The following is a 22,347-nucleotide window of genomic DNA, read 5'->3' as shown; positions in this document are numbered from 1 at the left end:
TATCTATGCTTTAGTGTAATTGCGAATAATGCTCTTCCATTTTCCATCTGAAACCACCGTAGAATCAGAGAGATCTGTCATGCAGCCCTGGATGGTGCCCATCATTGTCAGTTTGTTTGCTGCTGTACCTGCTGCCGCAGAAGCAATTCCAAATTTGTCTGCCTTGTCAGGGGATCATTCTGTCCCTACGATCGCCCAAGTCAGTCCTCAGTCAAGCCCTGCTGCTCAAGCCTGGGAGCTAATTCGGGCAGCCCGGCGCAATGCCGCCAATGGTCAAGTTGCTCAAGCGACAGAAGCCTTACTCCAGGCTGAACAAATCACCGCGCTCCTCTCCAATTCCGTTACCCTTGACCAATTCTTTGCCACCATTGCAGCAGAGTTAGCAAAACTGGGACAGTACGATTGGGCGATCGCTATCACCAACCGCATGAGCTATAACTCCCTGCCTTCATTAGGGTGCTGTGTGCCTGTAAGGACGGATGCGGAAGTTGCAATCGTCCAAGCTTATTTGAATGCCGGACAGATTAAGACAGCCCAGCAATTTGCCGAGAAAATTCAGTTTGCTCCATCCCGTGACCAAGCCTTAATTCCTGTGGTCTCTTATCTGGCTGAGCAAGGACAGTTTAGCGAGGCAATTGCCCTCAGCCAATCTATACAGGATTACGGCGACCAAGCACGCGATGCCATTCTCAAAAGCTATATCAACACCGATCGCTTCACAGATGCATTGGCATTCACAGAAAAGATCACAGACCCTAACGAAAAATCATCCCTGCTCTCAACCCTAGCACGGTGGGCATGGCGCAGCGGCAAGACTGACCTGTCTTACCAGATTGCCAGTCAGATTCCAGAGCCAAGCAGCCGAGTTCAGCTCTGGATAGAAGTCGCTCTTGCCTATGCTAAAGCTGGAGCAAAAGAACGCGCCGTCAGCATTCTTTCCGAAGCCTATGAGCTAACCAAAATGCAGCCATCGCAGGTCTTCGCTCAGTGGGCAGGTCACTTCGCCCAGGTCGGAGCCTTCGATCGCGCTCTAGCTCTTACCAACAGCTTCACCGGGTATGAACAGGCTCATGCCAAAGTCATCATCGCCCGCGTCTACTCCGATGTTGGACGGTATAACGAAGCGATCGCTCTTACGCAACAGGTGCCAGATGGAATCCTGCAACCCTTTGGCGATATGCCTGACCTGAAAGTAGAAGCCCTGCAACAGATCGTTCAGCAAGCGGCGAAAGCAAAACAGTACGATCGGGCAATGCAAGCTGCAAATGTCCTTCAGGAACAGGCTCGCGTCAATGCACTGCAAACGATCGCTCAACAGTACCGGCAGGTTAATCAACCTCAAGATGCGATCGCCATGCTAGATCAAGCTTTGGCTGTAGCTCGCACTGTGGATAAAATGACTATCTTTTACGATCGCAATACCTACGTCACCGTTTCTAACGCAGGATTGTTGCTAGAGATTGCTCAGGATTATCTGGCGTTCAATGAATCCGATCGAGCCAGGGCAGTGTTAAATGAGGCGCTTGAATCAGCTAAAACTCTAGAGGTTCAGAATCAAGATTCGGTGCGAGAACAGGTGCGGTATCTGGGAACGATTGCCCGATTATATGCCCAACTGCAACAGCGTGAGGAGGCACAAGCAGCGGCAGAAGGCGCGTTTAATCTGATCAGTCAATTTCCTGGAAGTGAGCGGTCGTCATCTTTCCCCTTCTGGACAGTAGTGCCGATGGCTGAAGTGGCTCAAATGTTTTTCCTTGCGGGGGATGAGGAAGAAGCGATGCAAATGCTGTCGGGTTTAAGGACAGTTAACAGCACCGCTACAGAACCATTGCAGCAGCTTAGAGGAATGGAGGCGATCGTCAAAGCCTATGCAACTATAGGCGCGGAACCGCAAATGCAGGAAACTGCAGAAGCCGCCTTGACCCTAGCACAAAGCCTGGAACCTGCTCAACAGGATTGGATGATTGGACGCATTGCAGTTGCAGCAGCATCTTCTGACCCAGCCTATGCCCTCCAGATTATCCAGAATCAGCCCCACCAAGCTGGATACATTTCCACGCTGGCTCAAATGGTGGTGAACTATCATGCCACAGGTCAAAACGCTCAGGCACAAGCCGTTGTCATTCGACTTCAGCAAATTGCGGAAACGATTCCTAATGATAGCCAGCGAGAACAAGCCTTGAATGATGCAGTTCGTTTTTATTTCGTGCTTTCGGGAGTCCAAAATCCATCTATCTCACAGTTGCTACAGGCGGGGCAAATCAACGCTGATCTTCAGTCTCCTAACTTGAAGGCTTATAACTGGTTCCTCATTGCTCAAGCCTATGCCTTTCAGGGGGAAACGAGCCGCGCTAACCAAGCCGCACAATTTTCGCGCGAGGCTGTAGAAACAATGCCCAATCGCTTCGAGCAACGGGAACTCCTCTGGCAAATGGTTGAAGAAGCTTTAAATGCCAAGGAGCCTGCTCTCGCAGTACAAATGGTAATGGGGTTTAACGAAGAATCTTATCGAACGATCGCGTTACAACAATTCAAAGTTTAATTCTCAAAGGAGTTAAAATGGCAGCGTGTTCAACCGTATGGGAATGGGAAGCAGAGAGTAGCGAACCCCCTAAAATAGGTTCTAAAACAATTGTGCTGGATGGAAGCGATCGCCCTCTTTGCATTATTGAAACGACAGAAGTAACACTCCGAGCATTTAATGAGGTGGACGCACAGTTTGCCTATGAAGAGGGTGAGGATGACCGTTCCCTGGAATCCTGGAGAGAGGAACATTGGAGGTATTTTTCACGGGGATTACCTCAAATCGGTAAGCAGCCCACTCCTCAAATGCTGCTGGTTTGCGAGCGGTTTCGTGTGGTTTACTCGTAGTCATCAGGATGCTGAAGAGCGATGTCATTTCCAGAACACTTTCTTCCCCAACAAACTGAACGACTGACGCTTCGGCGCTTTACTGAGACTGATCTCGATCGCTTCCTTGCCTACCGGCATGACCCTGAGGTTGCCCGCTTCCAAAGTTGGTCAATGCTATTAGAGAATGAGGCGATCGCTTTCATCAATGAAATGAGTACAGTTCCAATTGGAATTCCAGGGGAATGGTTTCAAATTGCGATCGCTCTCCAGCAATCCAATCTACTGATTGGTGATATTGGGATACAGGTAAGTGAGCACGATACAACAACAGTAGAAATTGGTTTTACGCTACATCGAGAAGAACAAGGTAATGGCTATGCAAAAGAAGCGATTCAAGCATTGCTTTGCTCATTATTCGAACCTGGAAATATTACGAAAGTCATTGGCATCACAGATAGCCGCAATCATCCATCAATTAATCTTCTGACACGATTAGGAATGAACTTAGTAAGCTCTGAGGAGGTTGTATTCAAGAATGAACTTTGTCTAGAGCAAACATTTGAGTTGAGGAAGAAAGGCTGGTTATTGCATACAGTCAATGAGTTAAAACCAGAGTATATTCTTGATGGTCGTCGCACCACCACACTGGAGGCATTCTACAACCAAGTGGAACAGATTTTGCTGGCAGGACAACCCTGGGATAAGAACCTCGATGGTTTCCATGCTGTACTTCGAGGTGATTATGGATGCTTACCTGATTCATTCCGATTAGTATGGCGAGAAGTAGACTATGCGAGAGCAGCTTTAGGTTATGACGAGACTGTTCGCCAACTGCTGCAACAGTTACGGGATTGTCCTCCTACTGCGTTAATTAAAACCGCCTGGGCACTACGAGCAGCCCTGAGAGAAAAGGGACCCACGGTTTTTGACTGGTTGGTGGAAGCGATAAACCGTTATCCAAACGTAGAGTTGGTGCTGGTCGAAACGGCGGATGATGTTGAGTAGCTACCGCTTGTAAGCGATGCGAAGCAGTTCCCCCTACGGGGTAATCGCGCCTAATCAATCCATTGCTGCTTATACAAATACTCCAGTACCCGTTGCGTAGCTGGAGCACATTGGTCTAAATCTATGTACCTCAGCCACGCGATCGCTTCAATTTCAGAATCTGCCATGATTTCACCCCTGTAGTCTGCCCCAAAGCAGCGCATCGTCACCTGAGTTGGTTCTGTGTAGCCATGAGCAACCTCCTGCACGACCATTACTTCTGTTAAGGTTTCAGCGATCAGGCTGACATTAAGTTCTTCCTGAACCTCTCGGCGCAATGCCTCCCAGTCAGACTCACCCTTCTCCCGTTTTCCACCAGGCAGATAGAACACATCGTTACCCGTTGTCCGGGCACATAAAACCTGTCTATCCCTGATGCAAATCCAGGCGACAACATCAATGATCATGCTATTCATACTGACACAGGGGATTTCAGCTTTGATAGAATATCGTGCGATCGCGTCCACAGAATGGAGCCTCCCTCATTAGGATCAAGGATATGGGTAGCCGTGGCAAGTGAGCAGCGAGGGTTACGCTAAAATCGGGGGAGTGAACAGGACTGGTATCTAAACCGTCATACCAGAGGTCTACAGGAATCGTGATATTCTCCAACGCAAACGACCACGCACTCATCGCATTCACTGAATCGCGGACGTAACCTCCTCCCTGAGAAAATCCTTCCTGGAGGCAACGCTGGTATGCCTGAGTGAATGAATCACTCAAATACAAGGATCGATCGCACTCTGCGCTCATATCATTTGTACCCATCTCAAATGACTTCTATGAGTTGATGATTCAAAGCTTCAAGATTGATTCCGTAACGGTGAAACAAATCAGTCTGAATGGTCTTATCGGTATCAGCTAGCCGCATCAAACCCCATAAAAGATGTTCTGTGCCAATCGACTTCTTGCCCTGAAGCCGAACGACCTGTAAAGCAAGCTCCAGGACAAACTTGCTTTGTGAACTCAATTTGAGATTCTCACCTCGTTCAAAACTATGCTCATCAGTTATGGCTCTCAGTGTTGCACCATTCGCTTGCAGTAATTGAGCAGACGTTGCTGCTGGATCAGCCAATAAGCCAGCTAGCAAATGTTCTGGTTCAACCTGCGGTTCCTGCGAAGTTGTGCCCTGTGCTGACTGTTGCAACCGTAGGGCTTCGTTTCGAGCGAAGGTGATAGCATGAATTGCCTGTTCTGTGAACCGCTCAAACCCAAACTCAAAACCGAAGAAATTTTTGACTCGTTCAAATAATGTTTGCATTGAATTCTTTGCCTCAAAGATGAAAACGTCTTCGATCGAGACCTGAAACAAACTGGCAATTTTGAACGCCATATCCAAGCTTGGGTCGAACTTACCCGATTCAAACCCGTTGACCGCTTGACGGCTTACTTCTAGTTCTCTGGCGAGGTCGGCTTGTGACCATTGGCGTAATTGTCGAAGCTCTTTCAGCCGATTCTTCATCCTTTCGCCTATTTGCTGTCAAGTATTACTTTACATCCCTAAGAAACAACTTGTCAAGTAGTACTTGACAACATCGGTTTAACAGCTAGCTTAACATTGTTGAAAACCTGCTGTGCCTGACAACTCCTGCCTAAGCGATGGATTGAGGCAGCAGTGTTAAGGTGTGATTGATGTTTGGAATATGGCAATGAGCAATCCTGCTGATCCAACCGTCTTACAAATTGACGGTTTTACGATGCGTCCACTTCAATTCTTAGATTTGGAGGCGCTTGTATCCATCTGGGCTGATCCTGAAGTAACTCGCTTTTTGCCAAGTCGAGGCGTTTCAATTCCCAGAGAGAATGCAGAAAGGGCACTACAATCGTTCATTCATCACGATTAGGAATTGCTGCAGAACATACAGTTATCGATTTAGGTGCGGGTACAGGTAACTTTGCCATTCAATCTGCGCTTACAGGAGCTTCTGTTCATGCGGTTGATATCTCGAAAGCGATGCTCACTTATGCTCAAAACAAAGCCCAATAAGCAGGCGTTACCACGATCAAGTTTCATCAAGCAGGCTTTTTGAGCTGCAAGCATCCAGATCAATTAGCCGATTTCGTCGTCACCAAAAATGCACTTCACATTCTGCCCGATTTTTGGAAGATGACGGCTTTTTTGAGAATTGCCACGATGCTGAAGCCGAACGGTAAGTTTTATTTGCGAGATGTCATCCTCCCATTTGCACCCGCAGATTATGAATCGTCAATCAATAACTGAATCAAACAGGTTGCCAAATCAGACGGCGAAGGGTGGGCAACCAAAGACTTTGAGATACATGTACGTGAAGAGCATAGTACTTATGGATGGATCATCGAGGGAATACTAACGCGAGCAGGTTTTGAAATTGTTGAAGCGAATTACAACACACCAACCTATGCTGAATAGTTTTGTATCAAACCCAAAATCCTAGAATGACCAACTATATTTTTTAGCAGTTCTTACCTCAGTTAGCTGGCAATAACGCTCTTAATTTAGTACTTACGGTAATTACCAGGAGTCATGCCGGTTGCTTCTCGAAACGCCTTACCCAAGTGGCTCTGGCTATTAAATCCACACTGAAGCGCAACTTCTGCGATCGCCAATTGCGATGTTTTTAACAGCTGCTTGGCTCGCTCCACTCGCTGTTGCAGCAAATATTGGTGTGGAGAGATTCCTGTAGACTGCTTGAATAAACGGCTGAAATGAAACTGACTCACCGACGCAACATCGGCAAGATGAACTAATTTGATGTCTTGGTCCAGATGGGCATGAATGTATTCTGAGACTTGTAGAAGTTTGCGATCGCCCAATCCTCCCTCGTACTGTGTGACACGAGGTTGATCGCTGGAATACTCCCGCAACAAGTGAGCTGCTAGCACATTAGCTAACGATTCAGCATAGAGCCGCCCAATTCCACCACCTCCTTTGTAGAGTTCTGCTTTTAGCAGCAGCAGAATTTGCTCTAATTGAGGATCGCGCACCCGAAATTCTGTCACCAGTTCCAGGCGATCAGGGTTAACTGCTGCTTCCTGGGCAACGGATTGCAGAAACTGGGCAGGCATTAGGACGTGGAGATAGTGATCATCCCCTTCGGCACGGTAGGATGCAGGGATGTCTGCCGGAGTAATGGAGATATCGCCTTTAGAGTAGAGTCCAGTGTAACAGCGATCGCCCACCATTTGATGAATGCGATGGGGACGAGGAGCCAAACAAAGCGCGATGGAATGCCCAACCCAGGCTTCTGGTAAATCGGTTCCCCCAGGCGGTTGCTGAAATTCCTCAACCAGCAGGGGTTGCCAGCCAAGCGATTCACTAGACATCACCGGGATGGGAATGTCTGATTTAGGTAGAGAGGTGCTACTAACCTGGGATGCTTTTGCCATAAGAGTTTTGAGTCATTCCAAAACTGACAGCAAGATTTTGACAAACGGGCAAAATTCAAGTATTCCAGGGCTTGTAGATTCCCTTAATGTGTCATTGTAATCGATTTTTTAACAAGGTGTTATCCAAGGCAATCAGGAGAAGTAGCGTGGAAAAGCGAATCTTAATTGCAAGTTGGCTATTTTTGATTGGTTCTAGCCTGTTTCTCATTGATTCAATGTTTGAGGCTGCTCAACATTTTTCATTTATGTCTCTGCTGCACTTATCGGAGGGCGTTCTATTTCTGATTGGTTCTATCTTCTTCATGCCATCTTCTTCAAGTTCTTCTCCATCTCTCCCAAAAACTGTCTGCAATAACCATTCAGAAACTCAAGGAAAACTCGAACTCGTGGCGACAGATTACGCTGATGAGTAAACAGCGCATGAACTGCAAGACCAGGAAATGATTGATTGGGAAACAGCAGAATTAGTTGCTCTTGATCAACTTCTTGTTTCACTTGAAAACCAAGTAAGCGAGTGATACCTAAGCCTGCGATCGCTCAACCGTAAGTCAATCTGGATCTCTGGATATTGGGCTAAAAATTCTGGAATCGATTGCATGAGCAACCACTGCCCAAAATCCAACGATGTACTGACGGTCAGCTTGCCGCGTGGCTTGCCTTTGGAAATGACCAGATCATGGGCTTCGTCGAGTTCTCTCAGTAAGCGGGACACCCGTTCGTAATAAGCCGCTCCCTCTGCGGTTAAGCTAAGCGATCGCGTTGTACGGTGCAGCAGTCTTACCCCTAATCGGTCTTCTAACTTGGCAACTCGCTTGCTGATGGCGGAGGGAGTGGTGTCGAGCGATTGGGCAGCCGCACTGAAGCTATTGCACTCTACGCTTTCGACAAAGGCGATCAGTTCGGGAAGTTGATTGAGAACATTCAGCATTTATTCCGGTCAAGCACAAATGTTTTGCCAAAATACTGCTTTTTCTTCTAGTGAGGCAAAGGATATTTTGATGAAAGTGTAACAAAGGATAAAGCAATGAGTTCCAAGCAAGTTGTCATTGTCACCGCAGCAAGTCGTGGCATTGGGGCAGGTTGTGCGCGAGAATTAGCCGCTCAAGGGTATGCTGTCTCGTTGTTTGCGCGATCCCCTAGCATCCTGGATTTAGCACAAGAATTAGGTGGGATTGCTGTTCAGGGTTCTCTATCCAACGCTCAGGATTTGGAAAATTTAGTACAAACAACGCTGAACCAGTTTGGGCGAATTGATGCAGTAGTGAACAGCTTTGGTGATCCACCCCGACCTGACTTGTTAGAGATTTCTGATGATCTGTGGTTGGAGAACTTTGAGATGTTGTTTTTGAGCGTGGTGCGATTAGCTCGTCTGGTGACAGAGCCAATGCGTCAGCAAGGCGGTGGTGCGATCGTTAATATTTCTGCCTGTGACTCTCAAGAACCCTCCATTGGAACACCATTTAGCGGCACACTGCGAGCGGCAATGGAAGGATTTACCAAGCTGTATGCTCAACGCTACCGGGGCGACCATATCCGCATGAATTGTGTTGCCCCTTACTTTGTGGTAGATAGCCTGGAGGAATTAGCGGGATGGGATGTTCCCAGTGATTTGATGTGGGGTCGTCCGGCAACCTATGCGGAACTGGCAAAAACTGTTGCATTTCTCATTTCAGATGATGCCAAATTCATTTCAGGAACGACGTTGAAAGTTGATGAGGCGCGATCGGCTGCAATTTAGTGATTAGAGAAGTGGGGAGATTTCATTATGACAGTTATCAAAATCCAAAAGAACGATCTTCTAGTTGAAGTACGCGAGTTTTTTAAGTTAGCGGTTCCCCTTGCCAGTGCTCAAGTTGCTCAATCTGCGACCGGCTTTGCTGATACCGTCATGATGGGGAGAATGGGAGCCGATGTCTTAGCGGCTGGAGGGCTGGCAGCCATTACATTTCTTTGCATCATGATGACTGCGAGTGGTGTTGCGATGGGAGTCAGTCCACTGATTGCGGAAGCATTTGGAGCGGGGCAAAAAACGCGCGTTGAGCAAATTGCGCGTCAGGGATTGTGGTTGTCCGTATTGGTGGCGATTCCCACGATGCTGTTCACCGGACATCTGGATATCCTTTTGAGCCGTACAGGACAAACCGAAACTACTGTTCAGCTTGCCAATATTTATTTGGATATTATGCTGTGGGGATTGTTTCCAGCCATCGGTTTTGCGGCACTGCGGGCAACTGTTTCAGCCTTGTCTCAAGCCCGTCCGATTATGCTCATTGTTGTATCAGGAACCGCCTTCAACATCGTCTGGAATTATATTCTCGGCTTTGGTAAATTCGGCTTTCCCAAGATGGGAATCGCAGGATTAGCGTTAGCCAGCGTAATTACGCTGTGGGGAATGTTCCTGGCTTTAGCCCTGTATATTTCAACAAACGAGAATTTAAAGCACTACCGCATTTTTCAAGAACTGCATCGGGTCAAACCCTACATCCTGAAGGAGCTAGCCTGGGTGGGTGTACCGATCGGGTTGTTCTCTGGACTTGAAACAGGCTTTTTTATGGTGATTACCTTCTGGATAGGATTGTTAGGTATTGAAGTGTTAGCTGCCCACCAGATAGTATTTCAAACGATCGTTGTTGTGTTTATGGTTCCCTTAGGTATCTCTTATGCAACAACGGTACGAGTTGGGCAGTGGTTAGGACGACGCGATTGCACAGGCATTCAACAAGCAGCATTGGTGAGTATGAGCGTCACTACAATCTTTATGATTGCTGTATCAAGTGCATTTCTCTTCTTTCCTAAATTTATTATTGGTCTTTACATCGACATTACCAATCCAGTGAATGCAAACATTGTTGCGCTTGCACTTCCGCTATTGATGATTGCAGCGATCGCACAAGTTCTCGACGGCTTTCAAAAAGCAGTTTATGGCTCTCTTCAGGGACTACAGGACACGCAAATTCCAATGTTGCTGAATGTGTTGGGATACTGGGGAATTGGTTTATCAGTGGGCTATGTATTAGGCTTTCAGTTGCAGATGGGAAGTGTAGGCTTGTGGATTGGGCAATCGGTGGCGATCGCCGTTGTCGCAGGGCTATTCACTTGGCGGTTCTGGCAATTGATGAACCATCAAAAGCTTTCCCGAGCGCCGCAACGCTAGAAGCTCAGACTGACGGATACCAACAGGTTTGAGTGGTCTTAGGGCTGCAATTCTTTCAACTGGTAGGCATTGATTCGAGCAGTTTAGTAAGAATTTGCAAAAACCGATTTCCAAACGCTGTGGAGAATATTCCACACAGCAACACAAACATGGCCGAACCCATGTAATGAATGAAGTGAACGGCTTCCGGTGTAAAGTACATGAAATAGGAGAGAGGAACTAGGATCAAGAAAGATCCCAGGAGCGAACCCAATAAAAATTGAGTAGCTCTACTCCGCCAGGTTTGAAGGTTGGGTTGGTTGTGTTCAGGTTGCATAATTGGGTCTACAACTCAAGCTGTGTCTATTCTAGAGTAAGACCAGGCAAAGCATCCGTCCTCAACAGTCCTGAGACTCCTAAGATTTCAGGAGTTGTTTCCAGTGATGTTCCGTACTGTCATTGGCTGGAAACAAACACTCAATCCTCAGTTCTTGCAGGGTAATGTCGTAGGGGGTGCCGAGGGTGGCGATCGTTGAAAAAAACTCTAATTCTAGATTCCCTCGTTTGAGATGAACAGTCAGCAGCATGGCATTTTGAGTTGTTCGAGTGAAAGGCTGCCAAACCTCAGCAATGCCCGGATAACTCATTAATTCGTTCAGTAATGTTTTAGATTGTTCACTTTCTCCCTCAGCAATTGTCTCTCGGTGCAGGCGCTGTAGCAAATGCACTGAAAAATCGTCCCAGTTAATGACAAATGGACGAAACCCTTGAGGATGAAACATCGCCCGCATCAGGTTAACTTTTCCATCCCGGTAGAAGCGGGCTTGCAGTTCTTCTGGGGCAATGAAAGCATTCAGTAGTCGATTGGCAGCATGGTTGGTCAGCAGTAGATTCCAGTAGCGATCGACCACAATGGCCGGATAGGGTTCCTGTTGTCGCAGCATGAAGTCGATCGCTTTACGGATAGAAGCCATTTCAGGAGCCGATAGATCAGTCTCGGCGTGAATGGGTGTAAATCCTGCGGCAGTCAGCATCAAGTTTTGCTGTCTCAACGGAATCTCCAGCACCTCCGCCAGTTGCAACACCATCTCTCGGCTGGGTTTGGCTCGTCCCGATTCAAGAAAACTAATATGGCGTTGGGAGACCTGGCTGGTCACAGCTAAATCAAGCTGGCTAAATCCTCGCTGGCTACGCCATTGCTTCAGAAGCAGTCCAAACGAGTCGAGGGTCGGATTTGAGGCATTGGTGCGCTGTTGCATCACAAAGTTTGCAAAAGATGAGTTTGATTACCTGGCAGGTAATTGCTTTGATTATTTCCCTATTCCATCATGAAAGCACACCGATTAAGGATAAACATCATGTTGAAGACAACAAACCTCCCAATGACGCGCACGTTCAGCAGTATCAAAGTTTTGTATCTGATACTGACCATTGCCGGTTCAATTGAACCCTGGTTCTGGCTCCTGCAAGATCCGTCAGCATTGCTTTCTCCCTCATTTTTCCTGCAACAAGCGTTTGCGAATAACATTGCAGCAGGGTTAACAACGGATTTATTGATTTCTGCGATCGCCTTCTTCTGCTTTGTATGGATTGAATTGAAGCGGTTAAACATATCACGCGCCTGGATCATTCTGTATATTGGATTGACCTTCGGCGTTGGGCTTTCCTGTTCTCTTCCCTTCTTCCTGTACCGCCGAGAACAACATTTAGAGCGCACTGTTTGAGATTATTTGAGATGAGGCATTCCTGAGTTTAGAGCCAATAGCAGGCACGATTAGAACACCCGCTTCTGAGATTGAACCTGATTTAGGTCCAGGTCTGGTTTTCGATACGATGAGCGGCATCATGCTGTATGCCATGATTTTCCAGCCAACACCTGAGTTCTGGGAGGCTTATGTGCGTCGTTCTTTAAAGCTAGTTCTTCGATAACCTAATCCCTTCGCTGAATAGCTGCCAAAATAAATGCGATCGCTTCTTCAGTGTGTTCTTCGACCATCTCTGGACTGAGGCGATCAAGGTCTGGCGTGAGATGCTTCCAATTTTCATGAACTGTGAAATAAAACCAGCAAACGCTTAAGATGTGGGTTAATGCCAAGAATGGCTTGAGCGGACGGAAGTAACCTTCTGCAGTACCGCGCTCTAACACGTTCAAGAGATACCCGTGCAGGGTTAGCACATTACACTCCTTAAAGTACGCCCCCTGATTTTGGCTCGATTCCTGAAACCATAGCATTTGTCGCTGAGGATTTGCTGCTTCGTTGGCGATCGCAATGCGAATGATTTGCTTCAGCGCCTCTTCGGGAGACAGTGCATCAAACTTTTGTTGCGCCAGGATTTCTTGAACTTCGTCTACAGGACGCTGGAGAACTGCTTTGTACAGATTCTCTTTGTTCTCAAAGTAATAGTGCAAGGTTGCAGATGTGACCTGAGCAGCTTGGGCGATCGCACTCATCCGTGCGCCTTTCAAGCCGTGATGGGCAAACTCTTGTTCGGCAGCATCTAGAATTTGCTGCTGTGTTGCCTCAGCATCTCGCACTGGACGCACTGATTTTGCTGTTCGCTTTCCTGCTCGATTCACAGCCTTAATTCATGACTATCGGTTCAAAGCCATCTTAGCAAAGACTAGGCATTGCCAAATTGACGCTCAGATGAGCTTTTGATAGACTTACTAATTAATTAGTAAGTTAAGGGTTGACGATTATGGAGCAATTACAAGGTTCTCCGTGGCTGTTGGCGCATCGTTCTATGCTGAAGCTGAATCAACCTCGGAAGTTTTCCTTGTTGGGGCAAGATTATGTCCTCTGGCAAGATTCTCAGGGCACAATTACTGCCCTCCCCAACGCCTGCCCTCACATGGGAGCAATGCTTTCAGAGGGGTGGTGCATCACTCAATCCGATGGCAGTAGTGCCATTGCCTGTCCGTTTCATGCCCTAGAGTTCGATCGTAAGGGTTGCACGGTATTACCGGGCTCTAATAAACAAACAAAATCTTTGCTGTCACCGCTTGAATTGGTAATTCAAGGGGATTTGATCTGGACTTATGGGGGTTATGAGCCGAAGATCCCAATTCCAGATTTAATGAACACGATTGCAACTGAGTATGAGTTTATTGGCGTAACAGGTGAGCGCAGCATACCGACGGATATTCTGAGTTTGTTGCTAAATATGCATGACTACAATCACCAGAATGGTACCCACCGGGAGTTATTTGAGATTGAGGAAGTGCAGGTCAAGCAGTTTATTGATCAGGGTTTACATTCTCACGCTTATCTGGCGCAACCCAGGAAACAAGCGACCTGGCGTGAAATCCTCAAAAATCCAGCTCAACTCGCATTACCCAAGGTTTTAGAAGCGCATCTAGAGAATTACTTTCCGTTCATGGGTGTGATGCATGGCGACAATCAACTTTTGAGTTTGAAGGAATGCCACTTTTATTTGCCTGAATCGGTAGAGCGATCGCGTGTGTTTGTGCTGATGTATATGCAGGCACGCTCCCCAATTGCTCATTTACTAAAGAGAAACTTACTGAAGTTGATTGATGTCGTTGTAGAACAGGATGCCAGAATTCTCAGCCGGATCTATCCCAATACGCCTCAACGAATCAGATTGAACAACGAGGTCGGAATGGATTGGGTACGGCGCAACTTTGAGAGTTTTCCGCAAGTTGTAGAACCTAATCTTTTTAGATAAACACTCAATTACGTCAAAGATTAACCACTACTCAGGATGCTGCAAGTTTATTACTGAATTTTGCAATTCGTGCCACCAGTTCCGCACGTGATGAAATCTCTAGTTTGCGAAACATTCGCTTCAATGCTTGCTTCACCGTGTGTTCAGTAATCCATAGGGCTGCACCAATCTGAGCATTGGTAAGTCCTTGAGCAACTAATTCGGCAATTTGCATTTCCCGTAGAGTCAGACGATCCTCCACAGAAGACGTTGCATTACTGCTAGCCAGTTCGGAAATAATAGGTTTTGAACGCAGTTCTGCAAGCCGTGTCGAGAGATGAAGACATAGCGCACTCAAATCTGCTAGATCGTCTGCATTAAATGCGGGAGCATCGCGATGGCGGGTAAAAGCAATTCCGCCCACTAACTGCCCCTGATTGACAATCGGACCTGCCATGACATGTCCATGATCGGCGCGAGGACAAATCGATTGCCATACTCCATGGGGCAAGATCATTTCCTCATGAACCGTCGAATGGCGTTGAACTAGATAACGCAACACAGGGTTGTAATCAAGTGATAATGCTAGTTTCAGCATTAATGGCGAATTTTCATCGACAGTAGGAAGCTGGTCTAAAAAACTTAACCCCCAACGTGTAGCGGCAAAGTACTCACCAAGTTTTGCCATCATCGCTCCTCTTAGCTCAGCTTCATCTTGTGCTGTTGCGATCGCTTGAAACAAGGGCTGCAAAGGAATTTCCATTATGTCTATCCAGCTTGTCAGGGAGCCAATACAGCAAAGTGTACTCGATCGAGGTCTAGTCTACAGTTGATTGCCAGTTTAATTTAATTTCAAGGTTGCTACAAACCACTTGATTCATTCTCAATGAGCAAACAGATCTATGGCTCCCTCTACACCTTCATTCGATGCGATCGCCAAGTCAACACCAGAAGATACTCCAGCTTCTCTAAAACCCGCTATCACAGGCTTTTATGCCATTACCGTTCTGTTTAACCTTTGTTTGGTGGCTCAGGTGTTAACGGTTGGGTTGGCTTATTTCGATAACCCTGCCTGGTGGAATAATCATGTCTGGCTTGTACGAGGTTACAGTGGATTATCTTTGGTTCTTCTAGTTTGGGTGTATTGGATCCCCATGTCTCCAAGAATCCGAATGCTAACCCTCAGCCTACCGATTTTGTTAGGATTGCAATTTCTAACGATTCATACGCAACTCTCTCTACCAATTTCCCTAGCCATTTTTCATCCTCTACTCGGATTCTCCCTGTTCTCTGCTTCAACAACGCTGGTTCATCGGGTAGGGCACATTATCTTTCCTAAAAAAGATAACAACACAACGACTTAGGAGAGATTCATGACCTCTAAAGCTGATTCACAGGTTGTTGTAGACACGCAATGGCTGGGCGATCGCCTCCACGCTCCCAAGGTGAGAATTGTTGAAGTTGAAATGACTCCAGACCATTACAAAGAAGCTCACATTCCAGGTGCAGTTTTCTGGAATATCCTGACTGATTTGCTTCTGCCAAACTTAGGCCAAAATCTGGATGTCAATCACATTGAACGATTGCTCTCGCGATCGGGCATCACTAACGAAACAACCGTAGTTGCCTATGGCAGCTATCCTGGAACCGGAGCCTGGATATTTTGGTTGCTAAAGCTATTTGGACATGCTGATGTGCGAGTGCTGGATGGAGGACATCAAAAATGGATGGCAGAAGGTCGTCCTGTGGCCACAGAGTTCTCAACCTTTGCACCCGTTGAATATCAAGCAAAACCTTTGGACACGAATTTGCGAGTACTGGCTGATGAGATGCGAACTGTGATCGATCGCCCCAACCAAGTCATTTTGGATGTCCGCACGATGCAGGAGTACCAAGGTGAGTACTTCTTAATGAAACCGCCTGAAGGAACAGAACGAGCCGGACACATTCCCGGAGCCATTCACCTGGAACATACCCTCACACTCAATGAGGATGGAACCTTTAAATCGATGAGTGAGTTGCAGGAACTCTTTACTAGTAGAGGGATTACACCGGATAAGGAGATTTTTCCCTACTGTGCGATTGGTGGGCGATCGGCTTACACCTGGTTTATTTTGAAGTATTTGCTGGGCTATCCCAATGTTCGCAACTATGACGGTTCATGGAATGAGTGGAGCCGTTTACCGGATGCGTTAATTGAGAAGTGACTTTATGTTCGTTTTACAGATGTCGTTAACTAAAAATGTTCTGAGATGAGTTCCATAAGCCTTTTATCCAGGGAGCTAAGCACATGAACGTTAAAGCTGGTGCTAAGTCCGTTCTGAAGCTGATTGTGATTGCCAGTCTTGTTTCTACTGCAATTTACTTCACTGATAATTACCGATTCATTGAAAATTATTCTCAACCTGGCTGGATTACTTGTTAAGGACAAACGATCGGTAACGTTTGCATTCCCTTAAGCAGCAATTCCAAAGATCGCTTCGATAAATTTCACTTGAGACACACTATCTCCTTGGTCGATTCCTTTTACTTGTCCTTTGCGAATCATCCTCATCGCTTCAGTCCCGCTCAACGTTCTTCTTGCACTATTGAACGACTTGAACCCCATCCTAAGCTTCACGATGCACTGGATGTTTCGATGATCCTGCTCAACGATGTTATTCAAATATTTACTCTGCCTTAATTGGGTCCCTTGGTCGACCCTTGCGGTAACTGCGAAGTAGATCGTCTCTTCTGCTTTGAGAGCATCTATTGCTGCTGGGGAAGCGGCATTCTTGTCCACTGTAATGACTCGTGGAAATTGAGTGTGCTGACCTTTGAGCACCTTACGGAAAAATCGTGCTGCTGCCTTGCCATCGCGCTTTGTACTCAGCATAAAGTCAAGGGTATTCCCCTCCAAATCAACAGCAAGGGTATAGATACTTCCACTCACCCTTGATATGGATATACGTCTCGTCCGCCCTCCACGAGTCGTTTATCAACTTCGGGTGGGGTCGAATGCGTTTGTCCAGCTCTAGGGCATACTTCAGCACCCAACGATTGATCGTCGAATGATCGACTTCCACGCCCCGCTCCTGCATCATCTCCTCTGAGTCTCGATAGCTCAAGGCATCGCGCCAATACCACCGCACATTGAGCAGGATGATTTCAGGCAGAAAGTGCCGCCCTTTGAACAGAGCAGGAGTAGACATCAAAGGGCAAGAAGACACAACAGGGCTTGTCTGCCTTACCATTGACCAGTTTTTGTGACACAACCCCTGATTCTGCCTTCTCTACCCACACCCGTGTGGGTACGATACTCTACTTAACCAAGCCAACGTCGCTTTAATTCCTCCTTCCATACCCAGCTATTAGAAATTAGAAAATTTTTTAGATACTGTCGTGGGAAAAGTAAAATTCTTGATCTAATCAATTCGTTTTCCAGTAGGATTGAGGACATTCACTCGCCAGTGTTAGATATGGCAGTAATCACTTCAATCTTCAATCAAGCAGGAGGCGTAGCGAAATCAACGCTAACGCTGAACTTAGGATATACCCTCTCTCAAGCAGGGCAAAGAGTTTTATTAGTTGATTTTGATCCTCAAGGCAGTCTCACCGTTTTTCTGGGATTTGAGCCTTGGGACTTGCCCGTGACTGTGTACGACACGCTGATGGGAAATTACAGCAGCAAGGAAGCTCTGAGCGCAATTCTTGAGCAGGCGATCGTCTCTGCTCACAATATGGATCTTCTTCCTGCCAATCGACGGCTCGGTAAAGCAGAACTTGAACTGTTCACCGCTATGAATCGAGAGCGCAAGCTGGCAACGATGTTAGAACCATTGCGCGATCGCTATGACTGGATTCTGATTGACTGCCCACCAAGTTTAGGGCTACTCAGTGTATCTGCGCTGACCGCTTCTAATGGAGTGCTAGTTCCGGTTGAAACCGAGTATAAATCCTGGGTTGGGACTGACTTACTGCTGGAGACGATCGCTCTGGTCAGACGTGAGATCAATCCAGACTTGAGTATTTTTGGCTTCATTCCTACAAAGCACGCGAAAACGAAAAGTCAGCATCAGCGAGTTCTCAAAGCAATGCGGGAACAGCTTGCGACGGTTGGGACTGTATTTGACCCCATTCCAAATGCGACTGCCTTTGCGGATGCCTCAGAAGCCGGACAACCTTTGGTGGTCTATGATCGCCGGCATGTTGCTTCGCAATCGATTCAGAATCTTGCAAATTCGCTTCTTGCTACCCACACCCGTGTGGGTAAGAGTAAAGCAGCAAAAGCTCAACCTGCCCGTCGATAAAAAATCCTGCCCCATCTTCTCGTTAAACAACTCTCGTTAAATAGTCACGATGGTTAAAGCTGCAAAATCTGAACGTCCCTACCGAGAGCTTCGATCGCTCGGTGGCTTGTCTTCTCTTTATGATGTTTCTCCCGCTCCTGCTTCTGCTCCGGTTTTAGCACCGGATGAGTGTCAAGTTCCGCTTAATCAAATTCAGCGCAGCAATAAGAATCCGCGTAAATCTTTTAATGCTGCAAAAATGGCCCAGCTTACCGCTTCAGTGCAGAAGTACGGTGTGCTGGAAGCTGTTCTGCTCAAGCCACTTCCGGCAGCACAGGAACCATTCCGGTATGAGTTAGTATTCGGCGAACGGCGTTACCTAGCAGCAGAGGCAGCAGGGCTGAGTGAAATCCGTGCCCGTATTCTGACATCGGAAGAGGTGCAGCAGTGGAAGGAAGTTGACATTGCTCAGATCCGATTAATTGAAAACTTGAACCGTGAAGACCTCAATGCAGTTGAGGAGACTCATGCGATCGTTGAATTGCTGGCACTCCAGCTTCAAGTTCCAGCGCCGGAAATTCCGCGGCTGCTATACCGACTGCACCAGCAGCACCGTAAACGCAGAGGTGAAGAGAACCATGCTTCCCACACGGGTGTGGGTATGGTCCCGCTGACCTCACTGAACGAACAACTTTCCCAGTGGATGAACAACAGCGATGATGCAGTGATGTTCGAGCGAGTTCTGTGGGAGGTTGAGTACGCTTTTGAGGGATTGGGACGATTTAGTTGGCAGTCTTTTGTTCAGCATCGACTGCCTCTCCTGAATTTGCCTCTGGACGTACAAAATGCGATTCGAGCTGGGCAGCTACCTTATAGTGCAGGCAAGTTGATGGCTCGAATTACGGATAAAGATCAGCGCCAGGTATTACTGGAGCAGGCGACTGCCTCTAGCTGGACAAGGGAGCAAATTGCAGAAGCAGTGCGATCGTATCTTGAACCAAAATCTAGTCACTCTGCACGAGGTTCAGACCCAACTACAAAATTCCAGGAGACACTGCAAACCACAATGAGCAAACTCAGGAAAGCAAAGCTCACACCCAAAAAATGTGCAGAAGCCGAAAAACTGCTCCAGCAGCTTCTGGCGATCGTTGAGTCGGATAGTAATAGTTGATAGTGTGGCAATTGCAGGAATTCGTCCTCCCTGTTCGGGTTTCAGTGCTCTAACTCGACGCAACAAAGCGTAACCATCCTCGTCGGGCATCCCAATGTCACTAATCAAGATATCTGGCAGGGGTGAGGATTGAGTCAGCGCCAAGATTGCTTCGTTTGCTGATGCTACAGCGATGACTTCTGCCCCACTCAATTCAAGCATATGGCTCAGTAACTCTCGCATATCCGCGTCATCATCCACAATCAGTATTCCCAATCCATCGAGCCGAGGGGAGCCGTCAAACGGCACACTGCCTCCGCTCACAGGATGTACCCGTTCTGGTTCCATCGCTGTCGGAATCATTGCCATTAGGGGCAGCTTTACAGTAAACGTAGCGCCCTGTCCTTCTCCTGGACTTTCAGCCTGCACCGTCCCCCCCCTACAATTCCACTAATTGACGGACGATCGTTAAACCCAACCCTAACCCACTAACAGACCGGGTTGTAGAACCATCCGCCTGACGAAACCGATCGAAGACGTAGGGCAGGAATTCAGCACTAATGCCTTGACCGTTATCCACCACCACGATTTCAATATCAGAATTAATGCGTTGCAGGCAAACCTGAACTCGTCCTTGTTGCGGAGTGAACTTGATCGCATTGCTCACAAATTCCAGACGACCTGCTGTAACCGCTCAGGATCTCCCAACACAGGACCCGAAGTTGGATCAAGCGCCGTTTGTAGCTGGATGTTTTTGGCATTTGCAGCAGGGCGCACCGTATTAATTGCTGCTTCAATCACTGGCAATAGCTGGACGGTTTGCACGTTGAGGCGAATCTTGCCCGTAATGATGCGGGAAATATCAAGCAGATCATTAATCAACTGCCCTTGAGACCTGGCGTTGCGCTCGATCGTTTCTAACGCCCGATGCAGCCTTGCTTCGTTTACCTTCGTTGTCTGTAAGAGGTGAGACCAGCCCAGGATGGCATTTGCGGGGTTCGTAGCTCATGAGAAACGGTCGATAAGAACTCGTCCTTTAATCGATTTAGCCGCTCAGCCTCTGCACGTGCTTGTTGCTCTTGCACCAGCAGTTGAGCACGCGCTTCTTCCGCTCGTTGGCGCAGCCGGATCTCTTTTGCCAATTCATCAATCTTTTTGTTCAGTAGGATGAATCGAGTGCTGGCTGATTCGCTATTGTGCAAACGCAGCAGAATGAGGGCAGGCGATTTGGGTGACCAGGGTTGGAGGTCAGCCCCTTCACAACGACACAAGCAAGTCTTCCCTTCATTAATTGTTAGGGTTAACGAGCCAAGCACCATGGCTCGGCTGCTTGAGCAAGCGCGCAAGTACTGTTTCACCTTCTCTATGGGGTCCGTAACCACCTCAAAGATCGTTTTTCCTTGCAGCATTTGACGTTGCCGCCCAGCATTTGGGTGAATGACGGGTTAGCAGCCAGGAGCTGACCCTGACCCGTCACCAGGAGCATAGGTTCTGGTAGCAGTCTGGTAAACTCAATAAACTGCTCGGGCGTCACCCCTCACACTCTCCCTTAAAGTATTCCCTGCCTGGACTCGCTTCTGCTTCTGGGGTGGGCTTGAGGTAAACGACCACTCGACATTCAAGCGCACCCAGCGCGATCGTCTCTTGCAGTTCGACTTTGGCGTACCCGACATTCTCGGCTGCAATGGAACCAAACACATTGGAGGTCATCATACACATGGCAGGGCAGTCGATGACCTTCTCAGCAAACGGACAAGCCCGGTTTCCTAAGACAATTCTGTCATTTGTTTGTTCGATAATGTAAAAATCTCCCTGGATGCGCCGCTTCAAATCCACGAGGGCATCAGCGACCTGCTCTGGCGTGAAGATGGGATACCTGCAGAGCCGCTTTATAGTCCTGGTCGATCTGCCGCCCCATATTCTGCCTCACAACGCTAATAAATCCTGAGGCTTCCTCTAAACCCACAACCTCTTGTAGTGTTCTCGCTAACTCTCAAATTAAGGTGCGTAAAAACACATCCCGATTCAAAGGAATTGGAAGATTTTCGACAGATGTTTCAGGCTTAATAAAACTGTTCATCACACTATTTCTTGAGATGAGCAGCAATGCTCTTACTGAATGGCTTCCCATCCAACCAGTCAAAAGCGTGAGATTAGCGACTTAAAGAGCCGAAATTAACATAGCTATATCCTGCAATTGCACTAGGTGCTCTGCACTGTTGTCTCTTGCAGGTTGTAGCGCAAGAGAAAGCTCGATCAGAAGGTGAGTCTAGAGGGGCTGTTGTTTTAAGCGCCATTGAAGAAATGCTTGTTCCTAATGAGCAGACACATCGCTGCTTGAAAAGTTATGTATGAAAGTCTGAGTAATCCTTGCGTTTTTAAGACAATGTGAGAAAAATTGGATCCATCAAAAAGCGTATTTTGGACTCAGAGATTTCAACTAGCGTTTTCATCGCAAGGTGCTGACCTCTTGCCACTGCCATGAAGCGAATCACGGGGGAAGTTATGAAGCAACTCCTAGGTTGCCGCTTGTTAGTTGCTGATGCTTACAAAGATACATGCCTGCTGTTTGAAACCTTCTTTGAGAGCCAGGGAGTTAGGATACTCACTGCTAAAAAAAGCATTTTCGGCAGTGCTTACTCAATCAACGACTGCTGTGGATCTGCAATCAAATTGAGCGCAAGAAATAGCACCGCTAGCTCCTGGTATTCCTTATGTCTTATTAAGAGAGAATGATCGATATACCACGTAGTATAAGTAGTAAATGCAATGCAATGATTCGTACTCTATGCCCACGATCGGTCAAACAGAGCTAGCAGATCTGGTGCGGGAAACGCGACAACGCCTAGCACTCTCGCAAGCCA

General features: G+C 47.4%; 24 protein-coding genes and 4 pseudogenes. 13 read left to right on the top strand and 15 right to left on the bottom strand.

Features of this window, described 5'->3' with window-relative positions; translation table 11 throughout:
* Nucleotides 1–79 precede the first annotated feature (79 nt).
* Genes NDA02_RS20460 through NDA02_RS20450 form a run of 3 tightly spaced genes read left to right on the top strand, consistent with a single transcriptional unit; the run spans nt 80 to nt 3,858 of the window.
* Nucleotides 80–2,542, top strand: coding sequence for a hypothetical protein (locus NDA02_RS20460; protein WP_190792003.1), 2,463 nt, complete (start codon nt 80–82; stop codon nt 2,540–2,542).
* 17 nt (nt 2,543–2,559) lie between these two features.
* Nucleotides 2,560–2,871, top strand: a complete 312-nt coding sequence (locus NDA02_RS20455) for an ASCH domain-containing protein (protein WP_190792004.1) — start codon at nt 2,560–2,562, stop codon at nt 2,869–2,871.
* 21 nt (nt 2,872–2,892) lie between these two features.
* Nucleotides 2,893–3,858: a GNAT family N-acetyltransferase gene (locus NDA02_RS20450; RefSeq protein WP_190792005.1), complete on the top strand. Its 966-nt coding sequence runs from the start codon at nt 2,893–2,895 to the stop codon at nt 3,856–3,858.
* Between the two features lie 50 nt (nt 3,859–3,908).
* Here NDA02_RS20450 and NDA02_RS20445 read toward each other — a convergent pair whose 3' ends face one another.
* The 3 genes from NDA02_RS20445 to NDA02_RS20435 are packed head-to-tail and all read right to left on the bottom strand — an operon-like array spanning nt 3,909 to nt 5,359.
* Nucleotides 3,909–4,313 carry an NUDIX domain-containing protein gene (locus NDA02_RS20445; RefSeq protein ID WP_199296548.1) on the bottom strand — a complete coding sequence of 135 codons (405 nt, stop codon included), beginning with the start codon at nt 4,311–4,313 and terminating at the stop codon, nt 3,909–3,911.
* Nucleotides 4,314–4,329: 16 nt separating this feature from the next.
* Nucleotides 4,330–4,665 (bottom strand): hypothetical protein, encoded by a 336-nt coding sequence (locus NDA02_RS20440; RefSeq protein WP_190792006.1) that lies wholly within the window; start codon nt 4,663–4,665, stop codon nt 4,330–4,332.
* A gap of 1 nt (nt 4,666) precedes the next feature.
* The gene (locus NDA02_RS20435) at nt 4,667–5,359 is read right to left on the bottom strand and encodes a helix-turn-helix transcriptional regulator (RefSeq protein WP_190792007.1); all 693 of its coding nucleotides are present in this window, start codon (nt 5,357–5,359) and stop codon (nt 4,667–4,669) included.
* 360 nt (nt 5,360–5,719) lie between these two features.
* Here NDA02_RS20435 and NDA02_RS20430 point away from each other — a divergent pair.
* Nucleotides 5,720–6,118 (top strand): annotated as a pseudogene (locus NDA02_RS20430) (class I SAM-dependent methyltransferase).
* 254 nt (nt 6,119–6,372) lie between these two features.
* Here the strand turns inward: NDA02_RS20430 and NDA02_RS20425 are convergent.
* Entirely contained in the window at nt 6,373–7,263 is an 891-nt protein-coding gene (locus NDA02_RS20425; protein WP_190792009.1) for a helix-turn-helix domain-containing protein, read from the bottom strand.
* 146 nt (nt 7,264–7,409) lie between these two features.
* Between NDA02_RS20425 and NDA02_RS20420 the strand changes: the two genes are divergently transcribed.
* Entirely contained in the window at nt 7,410–7,676 is a 267-nt protein-coding gene (locus tag NDA02_RS20420) for a hypothetical protein (RefSeq protein ID WP_199296549.1), read from the top strand.
* A 65-nt stretch (nt 7,677–7,741) separates the two neighbouring features.
* On the opposite strand, the gene NDA02_RS20415 is transcribed toward NDA02_RS20420, so the two are convergent.
* The gene (locus NDA02_RS20415) at nt 7,742–8,191 is read right to left on the bottom strand and encodes a LysR family transcriptional regulator (RefSeq protein WP_190792011.1); all 450 of its coding nucleotides are present in this window, start codon (nt 8,189–8,191) and stop codon (nt 7,742–7,744) included.
* Between the two features lie 96 nt (nt 8,192–8,287).
* On the opposite strand from NDA02_RS20415, the gene NDA02_RS20410 reads away from it, so the two are divergent.
* Both NDA02_RS20410 and NDA02_RS20405 read left to right on the top strand, forming a co-directional pair.
* Complete coding sequence (locus NDA02_RS20410) at nt 8,288–9,001, top strand: SDR family oxidoreductase (protein ID WP_190792012.1); 714 nt, start codon at nt 8,288–8,290, stop codon at nt 8,999–9,001.
* A gap of 27 nt (nt 9,002–9,028) precedes the next feature.
* Complete coding sequence (locus NDA02_RS20405) at nt 9,029–10,417, top strand: MATE family efflux transporter (RefSeq protein ID WP_348255725.1); 1,389 nt, start codon at nt 9,029–9,031, stop codon at nt 10,415–10,417.
* 395 nt (nt 10,418–10,812) lie between these two features.
* Here the strand turns inward: NDA02_RS20405 and NDA02_RS20400 are convergent, their stop codons facing one another.
* Nucleotides 10,813–11,655, bottom strand: coding sequence for a helix-turn-helix domain-containing protein (locus tag NDA02_RS20400; protein WP_348249125.1), 843 nt, complete (start codon nt 11,653–11,655; stop codon nt 10,813–10,815).
* Nucleotides 11,656–11,724: 69 nt separating this feature from the next.
* Here NDA02_RS20400 and NDA02_RS20395 point away from each other — a divergent pair, with 69 nt between their 5' ends.
* On the top strand, nt 11,725–12,120 hold the full coding sequence (locus tag NDA02_RS20395) for a DUF2834 domain-containing protein (protein WP_199296506.1): 396 nt from the start codon (nt 11,725–11,727) through the stop codon (nt 12,118–12,120).
* A gap of 206 nt (nt 12,121–12,326) precedes the next feature.
* Here the strand turns inward: NDA02_RS20395 and NDA02_RS20390 are convergent, their stop codons facing one another.
* On the bottom strand, nt 12,327–12,974 hold the full coding sequence (locus NDA02_RS20390) for a TetR family transcriptional regulator (RefSeq protein ID WP_190791590.1): 648 nt from the start codon (nt 12,972–12,974) through the stop codon (nt 12,327–12,329).
* A gap of 122 nt (nt 12,975–13,096) precedes the next feature.
* On the opposite strand from NDA02_RS20390, the gene NDA02_RS20385 reads away from it, so the two are divergent.
* On the top strand, nt 13,097–14,086 hold the full coding sequence (locus tag NDA02_RS20385; protein ID WP_190791591.1) for a Rieske 2Fe-2S domain-containing protein: 990 nt from the start codon (nt 13,097–13,099) through the stop codon (nt 14,084–14,086).
* Nucleotides 14,087–14,117: 31 nt separating this feature from the next.
* Here NDA02_RS20385 and NDA02_RS20380 read toward each other — a convergent pair whose 3' ends face one another.
* Nucleotides 14,118–14,828 carry a LuxR C-terminal-related transcriptional regulator gene (locus tag NDA02_RS20380; RefSeq protein WP_348249124.1) on the bottom strand — a complete coding sequence of 237 codons (711 nt, stop codon included), beginning with the start codon at nt 14,826–14,828 and terminating at the stop codon, nt 14,118–14,120.
* 139 nt (nt 14,829–14,967) lie between these two features.
* Between NDA02_RS20380 and NDA02_RS20375 the strand changes: the two genes are divergently transcribed.
* Together NDA02_RS20375 and NDA02_RS20370 are read left to right on the top strand one after the other, a co-directional pair.
* Nucleotides 14,968–15,429, top strand: a complete 462-nt coding sequence (locus NDA02_RS20375; RefSeq protein WP_199296475.1) for a DUF6220 domain-containing protein — start codon at nt 14,968–14,970, stop codon at nt 15,427–15,429.
* Between the two features lie 9 nt (nt 15,430–15,438).
* Complete coding sequence (locus NDA02_RS20370) at nt 15,439–16,272, top strand: sulfurtransferase (protein WP_190791358.1); 834 nt, start codon at nt 15,439–15,441, stop codon at nt 16,270–16,272.
* A 248-nt stretch (nt 16,273–16,520) separates the two neighbouring features.
* On the opposite strand, the gene NDA02_RS20365 is transcribed toward NDA02_RS20370, so the two are convergent.
* A protein-coding gene (locus NDA02_RS20365) for an IS6 family transposase (protein ID WP_242067261.1) occupies nt 16,521–17,256 on the bottom strand; the annotation gives its coding sequence in 2 pieces (ribosomal slippage) (nt 16,521–16,976 and nt 16,978–17,256; 735 coding nt in all).
* Between the two features lie 267 nt (nt 17,257–17,523).
* Between NDA02_RS20365 and NDA02_RS20360 the strand changes: the two genes are divergently transcribed.
* Nucleotides 17,524–18,354: an AAA family ATPase gene (locus NDA02_RS20360; protein WP_190791357.1), complete on the top strand. Its 831-nt coding sequence runs from the start codon at nt 17,524–17,526 to the stop codon at nt 18,352–18,354.
* A 49-nt stretch (nt 18,355–18,403) separates the two neighbouring features.
* Nucleotides 18,404–19,504 carry a ParB/RepB/Spo0J family partition protein gene (locus NDA02_RS20355; protein WP_347277853.1) on the top strand — a complete coding sequence of 367 codons (1,101 nt, stop codon included), beginning with the start codon at nt 18,404–18,406 and terminating at the stop codon, nt 19,502–19,504.
* A gap of 93 nt (nt 19,505–19,597) precedes the next feature.
* Here NDA02_RS20355 and NDA02_RS20350 read toward each other — a convergent pair.
* The 6 genes and pseudogenes from NDA02_RS20350 to NDA02_RS20325 form a co-directional block, all read right to left on the bottom strand.
* Nucleotides 19,598–19,705: pseudogene (locus NDA02_RS20350) on the bottom strand (hypothetical protein); the annotation flags it as partial.
* 217 nt (nt 19,706–19,922) lie between these two features.
* Nucleotides 19,923–20,150, bottom strand: a complete 228-nt coding sequence (locus NDA02_RS20345) for an ATP-binding protein (protein WP_348249120.1) — start codon at nt 20,148–20,150, stop codon at nt 19,923–19,925.
* Nucleotides 20,147–20,365 (bottom strand): hypothetical protein, encoded by a 219-nt coding sequence (locus tag NDA02_RS20340; RefSeq protein ID WP_348249119.1) that lies wholly within the window; start codon nt 20,363–20,365, stop codon nt 20,147–20,149. Before NDA02_RS20340 ends, NDA02_RS20345 begins: the two co-directional genes overlap by 4 nt.
* Nucleotides 20,366–20,386: 21 nt before the next feature.
* Nucleotides 20,387–20,464, bottom strand: a pseudogene (locus tag NDA02_RS20335) (hypothetical protein); the annotation flags it as partial.
* A complete protein-coding gene (locus NDA02_RS20330) occupies nt 20,428–20,892 on the bottom strand; it encodes a hypothetical protein (protein ID WP_199296473.1) in 465 nt (154 codons plus the stop codon). The pseudogene NDA02_RS20335 and the gene NDA02_RS20330, both read right to left, overlap by 37 nt.
* Before the next feature lie 121 nt (nt 20,893–21,013).
* Nucleotides 21,014–21,563, bottom strand: a pseudogene (locus NDA02_RS20325) (methanogen output domain 1-containing protein).
* Between the last annotated feature and the right edge of the window lie 784 nt (nt 21,564–22,347).

The organism is Leptolyngbya sp. ST-U4 (assembly GCF_039962215.1).
In the GTDB taxonomy this organism is placed as follows: Bacteria; Cyanobacteriota; Cyanobacteriia; order Elainellales; family Elainellaceae; genus Leptolyngbya_A.
This window is presented reverse-complemented; position numbering and strand designations above follow the sequence as displayed.

Bases quoted from the DNA above. Each gene is read 5' to 3' on its own strand.
- NDA02_RS20450 (WP_190792005.1), top strand. From the start codon at position 2,893: ATGTCATTTCCAGAACACTTTCTTCCCCAACAAACTGAACGACTGACG.
- NDA02_RS20330 (WP_199296473.1), bottom strand. From the start codon at position 20,892: ATGCTGCAAGGAAAAACGATCTTTGAGGTGGTTACGGACCCCATAGAG.
- NDA02_RS20410 (WP_190792012.1), top strand. From the start codon at position 8,288: ATGAGTTCCAAGCAAGTTGTCATTGTCACCGCAGCAAGTCGTGGCATT.
- NDA02_RS20380 (WP_348249124.1), bottom strand. From the start codon at position 14,828: ATGGAAATTCCTTTGCAGCCCTTGTTTCAAGCGATCGCAACAGCACAA.
- NDA02_RS20355 (WP_347277853.1), top strand. From the start codon at position 18,404: ATGGTTAAAGCTGCAAAATCTGAACGTCCCTACCGAGAGCTTCGATCG.
- NDA02_RS20405 (WP_348255725.1), top strand. From the start codon at position 9,029: ATGACAGTTATCAAAATCCAAAAGAACGATCTTCTAGTTGAAGTACGC.
- NDA02_RS20400 (WP_348249125.1), bottom strand. From the start codon at position 11,655: ATGCAACAGCGCACCAATGCCTCAAATCCGACCCTCGACTCGTTTGGA.
- NDA02_RS20375 (WP_199296475.1), top strand. From the start codon at position 14,968: ATGGCTCCCTCTACACCTTCATTCGATGCGATCGCCAAGTCAACACCA.
- NDA02_RS20370 (WP_190791358.1), top strand. From the start codon at position 15,439: ATGACCTCTAAAGCTGATTCACAGGTTGTTGTAGACACGCAATGGCTG.
- NDA02_RS20395 (WP_199296506.1), top strand. From the start codon at position 11,725: ATGAAAGCACACCGATTAAGGATAAACATCATGTTGAAGACAACAAAC.
- NDA02_RS20385 (WP_190791591.1), top strand. From the start codon at position 13,097: ATGGAGCAATTACAAGGTTCTCCGTGGCTGTTGGCGCATCGTTCTATG.
- NDA02_RS20440 (WP_190792006.1), bottom strand. From the start codon at position 4,665: ATGGGTACAAATGATATGAGCGCAGAGTGCGATCGATCCTTGTATTTG.
- NDA02_RS20360 (WP_190791357.1), top strand. From the start codon at position 17,524: ATGGCAGTAATCACTTCAATCTTCAATCAAGCAGGAGGCGTAGCGAAA.
- NDA02_RS20445 (WP_199296548.1), bottom strand. From the start codon at position 4,313: ATGAATAGCATGATCATTGATGTTGTCGCCTGGATTTGCATCAGGGAT.
- NDA02_RS20415 (WP_190792011.1), bottom strand. From the start codon at position 8,191: ATGCTGAATGTTCTCAATCAACTTCCCGAACTGATCGCCTTTGTCGAA.
- NDA02_RS20425 (WP_190792009.1), bottom strand. From the start codon at position 7,263: ATGGCAAAAGCATCCCAGGTTAGTAGCACCTCTCTACCTAAATCAGAC.
- NDA02_RS20435 (WP_190792007.1), bottom strand. From the start codon at position 5,359: ATGAAGAATCGGCTGAAAGAGCTTCGACAATTACGCCAATGGTCACAA.
- NDA02_RS20460 (WP_190792003.1), top strand. From the start codon at position 80: ATGCAGCCCTGGATGGTGCCCATCATTGTCAGTTTGTTTGCTGCTGTA.
- NDA02_RS20455 (WP_190792004.1), top strand. From the start codon at position 2,560: ATGGCAGCGTGTTCAACCGTATGGGAATGGGAAGCAGAGAGTAGCGAA.